Genomic DNA, 8,586 nt, shown 5'->3' with positions numbered 1-8,586 from the left:
GGGCTGGGGCGGTTGTGGGTGGATGGTTCCGTGCGCTGGACGCCGCCCGCGGCCACGACGGCGGGGACGTCGGGCGTGCGTGTGCCTTCGTACGCCTTCCAGCACCAGCACTACTGGCTCCAGCCCACCACCCCGGCACCGACCGGTGACGGCCGGATCGACCACCCGCTGCTGCGGGACGCCATGGAACTCCCCGACGACAACGGCGTGGTGCTGACGGGACAACTCGCCACCACCGCGCAGCCGTGGCTCACCGAACACGTCATCTCGGGCTCGCCCCTGCTGCCCGGCGCGGCGTTCGTGGACCTGGCGCTCCGGGCCGGCGAACACGTCGGCTGCCCGGCGGTCGAGGACCTGACGCTGGAGACACCGCTGGTGGTCGCGGACGGCGTGCAGGTGTCCGTGACCGTCGGCCCCGACCGGGCGGGCCGGCGCAGCGTCTCGATCCACTCGCGCGCGGACGGCGAGTGGGTACGGCACGCCACCGGGACCCTGGGCGCCGTACCCGTCGCACCACGGGAGCCCTGGGCACGGCAGTGGCCGCCGCACGCCGAAGCCGTCGACCTCGACGCCTTCTACGACAACCTGGCCGACGCCGGATTCGCCTACGGCACGGCCTTCCAAGGCCTGCGAGCGGCCTGGCGCGAGGGCCACACCCTCTACGCGGAGGTGGCTGTACCCCCCGGTGACACCCGGTTCGCCCTGCACCCCGCCCTGCTCGACGCCGCGATCCAGACCGTGACCGTAGCCGACGACCGGGCGAAGATGCCGTTCTCCTTCGCCGGGATCTCCTGGTGGCGCGGCGCCGAGCACGCCAGGGTCCGGCTGACAATGACCGGCCAGGACTCCTGCGCGATCGGCCTCGCCGACCAGTCGGGCGCGCCGATCGCCGAGATCGCCTCGTTGACCCTGCGCCGGCCGGCCGGGGCCACCACGCGGGACGTGCCGTACCAGGTGGTGTGGCCGGTCCTGGAAGCGGCGACCACCGAACCGGACATCCCGGTCCACCACGCCACCTCGCCCGTCGAGACCCTGCGGGTGATCCAGGACTTCCTCACCACGGACACCCCGCGCATGGTGATCGCCACGCGCAACGCCGTGCCGGTCCGTCCGGGCGAGGACGTCGACCCCCAGGCCGCCGCCGTCTGGGGCCTGGTCCGGTCGGCCGCCACCGAGCACCCCGGTCGGTTCGTGCTGGTCGACGGTGACGACGGCGACGAGGTCCGGCTGGCCGGTGACGAACCCCAGCTCGCGATCCGCGTCGGCGCCGTTCACGTCCCCCGCCTCGAACGGGCGCGGACCGAACCGCTGCCCTCGCCGCTCAGCCCCGAGGGCACGGTGCTCGTCACCGGCGGCACCGGCACCCTGGGCGGCACGATCGCCCGCCACCTCGCCGTACGGCACGGCGTGCGGCACCTGCTGCTGGTCAGCCGGAGCGGCCCGGACGCCCCCGGCGCGGCCGCGCTGACCGCCGACCTGGCCGCGCTGGGCGCGACCGCCGACATCGTGGCGTGCGACGTGTCCGACCGCGAGGCGGTGGCGCGGCTGCTCGCCGAACACCCGGTCACCTCGGTGATCCACGCCGCGGGCACGCTGGCCGACACCGTCGTGGAATCCCTCACCCCGCAGCAGTTCGCGCGCGTGTGGGAGCCGAAGGCCCTCGCGGCGCGGCACCTCCACGAACTGACCTCGGACCTGGAGGCGTTCGTGCTGTTCTCGTCGGCGGCCGGTGTGCTGGGCGGCGCGGGCCAGGCGAACTACTCGGCGGCGAACGCGTACCTCGACGGCCTCGCCGCACACCGGCACGCCCAGGGACAGCCGGCCGTGTCGCTCGCCTGGGGCTACTGGGCAGAGGCCAGCGGCATGACCGGAGGTCTGACCGCCACCGACCGGCACCGCCTGGCGAGGGCCGGCGTACGGCCGCTGCCGACGACGGACGCGCTGGCCCTGTTCGACGCCGCGCTGACCGCGGGCACCCCCACCCTCGCCCCCGTCAGGTTCGACCTGTCGGCGCTGCGCCGCGCCGGCGATCCGCCCGCCCTGCTGCGGGAGCTGGTACGGCCCCGGCGCAGGCAGACCGCCGACCGCGTGTGGACGCAGGCCGACGTGCTGCAACTCGTCGTGGGCCAGGTCTCCCTCGTCCTGGGGCACTCGTCACCGGAGGCGGTCAACCCCGACCAGGCGTTCACCGACATCGGGTTCGACTCGCTCACCGCCGTGGAACTGCGCAACCAGCTCGACGCGGACACCGGCCTGCGCCTGCCCGCCACGCTCGTCTTCGACCACCCGACACCAACCCGCCTCGCCGCCTTCCTGCACACACGGCTGCACGGCACCGAACCCGACCCCCTGCTCGCCGAACTCGACCAGCTCAAGTCCACCCTGGACGCGGCAGCCGCCGACGCCGACTACGAGACCGTCGCGGCCCGCCTCGAAGCACTACTCGCGGCCTGGACCGGCAAACGCACCGGCTCCGCGGCCGGTGTCGACGAGGCCAGCGACGACGAACTGTTCAGCCTTCTGGACGATGCGCACCGCAGGACCGAGGTCATCCGATCGGGCGAGTCCCGAAACGCTGAGGAGCAGTAGCGATGTCTGACGAAGAGAAGCTCCGCACTTACCTCAAGCGCGCCACGGCCGACCTGGGAGTGCTCAGTAAGCGCCTCGCCGACATGGAGGAGGCCGCGCGCGAGCCGATCGCGATCATCGGCATGGGCTGCCGCTACCCGGGCGGAGTGGAGTGCCCGGCCGACCTGTGGCGGCTCGTCTCGGACGGTGCCGACGCGATCACCGCATTCCCGCCGGACCGTGGATGGGACGTCGTCTACGACCCTGACCCGGACCGGCCGGGCACGACCTACAGCCGATCGGGCGGCTTCCTCGCCGACGGCGCCGGCTTCGATGCCGGGTTCTTCGGTATCTCGCCGCGCGAGGCGTTGGCGATGGACCCGCAGCAGCGGGTGCTGCTGGAAACCGCCTGGGAGACCTTCGAGTACGCCGGCATCGACCCGACCACACTCGGCGGCAGCCGCACAGCCGTGTTCACCGGCCTGTGGTCCTCCGGCTACGGCAACCAGCCGCCGCCGGACCTCGAAGGTTTTCTCGCCACCGGAACAGCCACCAGCGCCACGTCCGGGCGGGTGTCGTACCTGCTGGGGCTGGAGGGTCCGGCGGTGTCGGTGGACACGGCGTGCTCGTCGTCGCTGGTGGCGATCCATCTGGCGGCGCAGGCATTGCGGGCGGGGGAGTGTTCGCTGGCGTTGGCCGGTGGCGTGACGGTGATGGCGACGCCGGCGGGGTTCGTCGAGTTCTCGCGGCAGCGGGGGCTTGCCGCCGATGGCCGGGTGAAGGCGTTCGCCGAGGCGGCCGACGGCACCAGCTGGGGTGAGGGCGCCGGCCTGCTGCTGCTGGAACGCCTGTCCGACGCCCGCCGTAACGGCCACCGGGTGCTGGCGGTCGTCCGGGGCTCGGCGGTGAACCAGGACGGCGCGTCGAACGGGCTTGCGGCGCCGAATGGTCCGTCCCAGGAACGCGTCATCCGGCAGGCGTTGGCGAATGCCGGACTGTCGACGGCGGACGTGGACGCGGCGGAGGCCCACGGCACCGGCACCACCCTTGGCGACCCCATCGAGGCGCAGGCACTCCTGGCGACCTACGGTCAGGGGCGGGATGAGCCGTTGTGGCTGGGGTCGGTGAAGTCGAACATCGGCCACACGCAAGCCGCCGCCGGCGTGGCGGGTGTGATCAAGATGGTCATGGCGATGCGGCACGGTGAACTGCCGCGGACCCTCCACGTGGACGCGCCGACCTCCCACGTCGACTGGTCGGCGGGTCGTGTCTCACTGCTCACCGAGGCCCGGCCGTGGCCGGAGACGGGGCGTCCCCGCCGTGCCGGCGTGTCGGCGTTCGGCATCAGCGGTACGAACGCGCATGTGGTGATCGAGGCGGCTGCTGAGGAGCCGGTCCGGGTTTCGACGGGGGCCGCGGGCGGGGTGGTGCCGTGGGTGTTGTCGGGGAAGTCGGATGTGGCGTTGCGGGAGCAGGCGCGTCGGCTGGGGGCGTTCCTGGCCGGGCATCCGGGGGTTGGCGCGGCTGCGGTGGGTCGGGCGTTGGCGGGGCGGTCGCGTTTCGCTCACCGTGCGGTGCTGAGCGGTGTGGAGGCGTTGGAGGCACTGGCGGAGGGCCGGTCGGCGCCGGGTCTGGTCACCGGGACTGTCCGTTCGCTGGGTCGTTCGGTGTTCGTGTTTCCGGGGCAGGGTGCGCAGTGGGTGGGTATGGGTGGGGAGTTGTACGGCTCGGAGGCGGTGTTCCGGGAGGCGATCGATGCGTGTGATGTGGCGTTGGCGCCGTACACGGACTGGTCGTTGGTGGAGGTGCTGGTCGGCGGTGGCTCGTTGGAGCGGGTGGATGTGGTGCAGCCGGCTCTGTTCGCGGTGATGGTGGCGCTGGCCGAGCTGTGGCGTGCTCATGGTGTGGAGCCTGATGCCGTGGTCGGGCATTCGCAGGGGGAGATCGCGGCGGCGTATGTGGTGGGGGCGTTGTCGTTGGACGACGCCGCCAAGGTGGTGGCGTTACGGAGCAGGGCGCTGGCGGTGTTGGCCGACCAGGGCGGCATGCTTTCCGTAGGGCTCGGGCATGAGCAGGCCGCCGAGTTCGTGGCCCGCTGGAACGGCCGGCTGACCGTGGCGGTGGTCAACTCCGCGGACAGCGTGGTGGTATCGGGTGATCTGGACGCGCTGGACGCGCTGGACGCGCTGGACGAGCTGCTGGCGGCCTGTGAGGCCGACGGCATCCACGCTCGCCGCCTGCCCGTCAACTACGCCGCCCACTCTGTCCAGGTCGAGGCGATCCGCGAGCAACTGCTCACCGACCTCGCCGGCATCACACCGCGCCCGGCGACGATCCCGTTCTACTCGACGGTGACCGGCGAGCAGATCGACACCTCCGCCCTCGACACCGGCTACTGGTACCGCAACCTCCGCGAACCCGTGCTGTTCGACCAGACCACCCGTGCGCTGCTCGACCACGGCCACACCGTCTTCGTCGAGGTCAGCCCGCACCCGGTCCTGGTCTCCGCCGTCGAGGAGACCGGTCACCACCACGGCTCCGACCTCCTGGCTACCGGCACGCTCCGGCGCGACCAGGACGACTTCCTCACCTCGCTCGGCCGCCTGCACGTCCATGGTGTCCCGGTCGACTGGCGGTTCCCGGACGACACCGAGCCCGTCAGCCTGCCGACGTACGCCTTCCAGCGCCAGCCGTACTGGCTGCGGCCCGTCCCGACGGAGTCGGGCGACCACCCCCTGCTCAGCACGTTCGTGGAACTGCCCGACGGCGCGGTGCTCAGCGGACGGATCTCCCTCGCCACCCACCCGTGGCTGGCCGACCACACCGTGCGGGGCTCCGTCCTCCTGCCCGGCACCGCGTTCGCGGAAATGGCGGCCTACGCGGCCGGCCGGCTCGGCCACGCGGTCGAGGAGCTGGTGCTCGAAACGCCGCTCGTCCTCGACGACACCCCGGTGCACCTCCAGGTCGTCGTGGGCCCCGAGGACGACGGCCGCAACCCGCTCACGGTGTACTCGCGTGACGGCGACGAGTGGGTGCGGCACGCCACCGGGACCTTGGGCGAGGAGCCGGTGCTGAGCACCTGGGACTGGCCGCCGGCCGGTGAGCCCCTCGACGTCGACGGGCTCTACGACTCGCTGTCCGTGCTCGGCTACGAGTACGGGCCGGCGTTCCAGGGCGTCACGGCGGCCTGGCGGGTCGGCGACACCGTCTACGCCGAGGTGGAGCTTCCCGCCGAGGAACCGTTCGCCCTGCACCCCGCGCTGCTCGACGCCGCACTGCACCCCATGGCTTTCCTCACCGACCGCACCGGCCTGCCGTTCGCGTTCACCGGAGTGGCGATACGGCCCGCCGGCCGCGGGACGCTGCGCGTACGCCTGTCCGCCACCGGGCCGGACACGTACACCGTGGCCGTGGCCGATCCGGACGGCACCCCGGTCGCGGTCATCACGTCGCTGACCGTCCGGGACGCCACCGCCGTCCCGGACAGCCTGTACGCACTCGACTGGGTCCCCTGCGAATCGGCATCGACGGGCGGCGACCCCGCGGACCTGGTCGTCTACGAGGTGCCCGGGCCGGAGCCCGAGGCGGACACCGTCGAGGCGGCGTACGAGAGCGCGCAGAGCGTACTCGCCGTGATCCGGGACCACTTGGCGGGCGAGCGGACACGGCTGGCGGTCGTCACCCGCAACGCCGTCGCCGCCGCGCCCGGTGACGTGGTCGGCCTCCACCACTCGATGGTCTGGGGCCTGGTCCGCGGCGCGCGGGCCGAACACCCCGACCGGTTCGTCCTGGTCGACGCCGACTCGACCTGGGACCCCGCGCTGATCGCCGGCACGGACGAGCCGGAACTGGCGGTACGCCAAGGGGCGCTGCGCGTCCCCCGCCTGGTCCGCGTCGGCGGGAGCCTCACCCCGCCAGACGGGACCTGGCGGCTGGAGGACACGGGCACCGGCAGCATCGACGACCTGGCGCTGGTGCCCCGCCCGGAGCTCATGGAGCCGCTGGAGCCCGGGCAGGTTCGGATCGCCGTGCGGGCGGCCGGCCTGAACTTCCGGGACGTGCTGATCGCCCTCGGCGTCTACCCCGGCGAGGCCCTGATGGGCGGCGAAGGCGCGGGCGTCGTCCTCGAAACCGGCCCGGACACCCGGTTCCGCCCCGGCGACCGCGTCATGGGCCTGGTCCCCGGCGCCTTCGGCCCGGTCACCGTCGCCGACCAGCGGCTGCTGGTCCGGATGCCCGACGACTGGTCGTTCGCCAGGGCCGCGGCAGTGCCCGTGGTGTTCCTGACCGCCTGGTACGGCCTGCGTGACCTGGGCGGGCTGAAGGCCGGTGACCGGGTCCTGATCCACGCCGGCACCGGCGGCGTCGGCATGGCGGCGATCCAACTGGCCCGGCGGCTCGGGGCGGAGGTGTTCGCCACCGCCGGCCCGGCCAAATGGCACACCCTGCGCGCCCTGGGACTGGACGAGGACCACATCGCCTCGTCGCGCACCCTGGAGTTCGAGCAGAAGTTCCCGCCCATGGACGTGGTTCTGGACTCGCTGTCCGGCGAGTTCGTCGATGCCTCCCTGCGGCTGCTCGGGCCCGGCGGCCGGTTCGTGGAGATGGGCAAGACCGACATCCGCGACGCGGCCGACCATCCCGACATCGTCTACCGGGCGTTCGACATCGCCGACGCGGGGCCGGAACGGCTCGGCGAGATCCTGGACGCCGTCGTACGGGAATTCACGGACGGCGAGTTCGCACCGCTGCCGTTGGACGTACGCGGGGTCCGGGACGCGGTCGACGCCTTCCGGTTCATGAGCCGGGCCGCTCACGTCGGGAAGATCGTCCTCACGGTTCCTGCGGATCTCGATGCGGCCGGTACGGTGCTGATCACCGGTGGTACGGGGACGCTGGGGGGCCATGTGGCCCGGCATCTGGTGGCGGAGCGGGGTGTGCGGCATGTGTTGCTGGTCAGCCGCAGTGGTGGCGGGGCGGCGTTGTGCGAGGAACTGGCCGGGCTGGGCGCGGAGGTGTCCGTGGCCGCCTGCGACGTGGCCGACCGGGACGCGCTGGCGGCCGTACTGGACTCGATCCCGGCCGCGCACCCGCTGACCGCGGTCGTCCACGCCGCCGGCGTGCTCGACGACGCCGTGGTCGAGTCCCTGACCCCCGAACGCCTCGCCGCGGTCTGGGAGCCCAAGGCACGGGCGGCCTGGCACCTGCACGAACTCACCCGAGGGCGGGACCTGACGGCGTTCGTCCTCTTCTCCTCGGCGGCCGGGACGCTCGGCAGCCCCGGGCAGGCCAACTACGCCGCGGCCAACACCTTCCTCGACGCCCTCGCCGTGCACCGGCGCGCCCTCGGACTGCCGGCGACCTCGCTGGCCTGGGGCTACTGGGCCGAGCTGAGCGGCATGACCGGGCACCTGACCGGTGCCGACCAGGACCGGCTGATGCGAGCCGGGGTCGTGCCACTGGCCACCGACCACGCCCTGTCGCTGTTCGACGCGGCCCTGGCCACGGACCGGGCCGCGCTGGTGCCGGTACGCCTCGACCTCTCCGTGATGGCGGGCGCCCCGGCAGCCCTCAAGGGCCTCGTCTCCCGCAAGGCGGCCCGGCGCCCGGCGCGGCACGGCGCGATCGCCGACCGCCTGCGGTCACTGCCGGAGGCCGAACGGCTGCGAGCCGCACTCGACCTGGTCACCGCCAACACCGCAGCCGTGCTCGGTCACCGCGAACCGGGGGCCGCATGGGACCGGCAGCCGTTCAAGGACCTCGGCTTCGATTCCCTGACCTCCGTCGAACTGCGCAACCGGCTCAACACCGCCACCGGCCTGCGCCTGCCCGCCACCGTCACCTTCGACCACCCCACCCCGCGGCAACTCGCCGAGCACCTGCTGAGCGGGATCCTCGGTGAGGGTGAGGTTGAGGGTGGGGGTGTGGTGCCGGTGTCGGTGGTGCCGGTGGTGTCGGTGGGTGATGGGGCTGATCCGGTGGTGATCGTGGGTATGGGGTGCCGGTTGCCGGGTGGGG

At 73.0% G+C, this 8,586-nt stretch carries 2 protein-coding genes; both read left to right on the top strand.

What is annotated here, in order from left to right; translation table 11 throughout:
- Nucleotides 1-75: 75 nt before the first annotated feature.
- A complete protein-coding gene (locus tag ACZ52J_RS42495; protein WP_465626784.1) occupies nucleotides 76-2,589 on the top strand; it encodes a type I polyketide synthase in 2,514 nt (837 codons plus the stop codon).
- A gap of 2 nt (nucleotides 2,590-2,591) precedes the next feature.
- Nucleotides 2,592-8,586: SDR family NAD(P)-dependent oxidoreductase (locus ACZ52J_RS42490; RefSeq protein WP_465626783.1), on the top strand; the 5,995-nt coding region annotated here is incomplete at its 3' end.

It is taken from the genome of Kitasatospora sp. NPDC034035, assembly GCF_055575755.1.
The sequence above is the reverse complement of the archived record's forward strand: the minus strand, read 5'-3'. Positions and strand labels throughout refer to the sequence as shown.